This window comes from Paenibacillus piri (genome assembly GCF_004354045.1).
Classification (GTDB): Bacteria; Bacillota; Bacilli; order Paenibacillales; family NBRC-103111; genus Paenibacillus_S; species Paenibacillus_S piri.
The window spans coordinates 1-1,096 of sequence record NZ_SMRT01000058.1; the positions used below are offsets into that span (position 1 = coordinate 1).

Here is a 1,096-nt window from a genome sequence, read left to right on the forward strand (position 1 = left end):
CGCGGGCGTAGGAAATTTGAGAGGAGCTGTCCTTAGTACGAGAGGACCGGGATGGACGTACCGCTGGTGTACCAGTTGTTCCGCCAGGAGCACGGCTGGATAGCTACGTACGGAAGGGATAAGCGCTGAAAGCATCTAAGCGTGAAGCCCCCCTCAAGATGAGATTTCCCAGTAAGTAAGACCCCTTGAAGACGACGAGGTAGATAGGTTCGGGGTGGAAGCGCGGCAACGTGTGGAGCTGACGAATACTAATCGGTCGAGGGCTTAACTAACTACCCAAGAAAGGGACGAAAGGCGCTGTAGCGCAGTCCGATTCCTTTCACGGGGCCTCTAAGAAAAGAAGAACGAACAATGCTTGCCGGTTTCGGATCCAGTTTTCAAGGCGCAAGCCGTCTTGAACAGAAGAGCGGATGTTCCTTGGCGGGAACATCAACCTTAAACCACGTTTGGTGATGATGGCGGAGGGGAACCACGCGTTCCCATCTCGAACACGACCGTTAAGCCCTCCAGCGCCAATGGTACTTAGACCGCAGGGTCTTGGGAGAGTAGGACGTCGCCAAGCGTGGCCTTTTAGGCATAATAGGATAATAAATAGGTCTGTTCGGTAGAGCAGCATGTTCTAAACGGAGAGGTGTCCGAGCTGGCCGAAGGAGCACGATTGGAAATCGTGTAGGCGTCACAAGCGTCTCGAGGGTTCGAATCCCTCTCTCTCCGCCATACATAAGGCCCGTTGGTCAAGGGGTTAAGACACCTCCCTTTCACGGAGGTAACAGGGGTTCGAATCCCCTACGGGTCATCATTTATACCAGTACAGGGATGAGAACCCCGAGGTTCGTCGGAGCATAGGCTTCGAAAGCATCGGCTTCGCAGTCTGGCTACGAAGTAGACAGTATCCCCTACGGGTCACCATTTAAGATTTGGGCGCTTAGCTCAGCTGGGAGAGCATCTGCCTTACAAGCAGAGGGTCGGCGGTTCGATCCCGTCAGCGCCCACCATAATATTACTGACGCGGGGTGGAGCAGCCCGGTAGCTCGTCGGGCTCATAACCCGAAGGCCGCAGGTTCAAATCCTGCCCCCGCAACCAATTTTCTCGAAG

General features: G+C 54.7%; 4 tRNA genes and 2 rRNA genes. All 6 read left to right on the forward strand.

From position 1 onward, the window contains the following. A 23S ribosomal RNA gene (locus tag E1757_RS35580) occupies nucleotides 1-272 on the forward strand; the annotation flags it as partial. 173 nt (nucleotides 273-445) lie between these two features. Next, nucleotides 446-562 (forward strand): 5S ribosomal RNA (gene rrf, locus E1757_RS35585). Nucleotides 563-625: 63 nt separating this feature from the next. Then, nucleotides 626-717: transfer RNA gene (locus tag E1757_RS35590), tRNA-Ser, on the forward strand. Nucleotides 718-724: 7 nt separating this feature from the next. Further along, nucleotides 725-796: transfer RNA gene (locus E1757_RS35595), tRNA-Glu, on the forward strand. Nucleotides 797-919: 123 nt separating this feature from the next. Next, nucleotides 920-995, forward strand: a tRNA-Val gene (locus tag E1757_RS35600). 12 nt (nucleotides 996-1,007) lie between these two features. Further along, nucleotides 1,008-1,084: transfer RNA gene (locus E1757_RS35605), tRNA-Met, on the forward strand. Nucleotides 1,085-1,096: the final 12 nt, after the last annotated feature.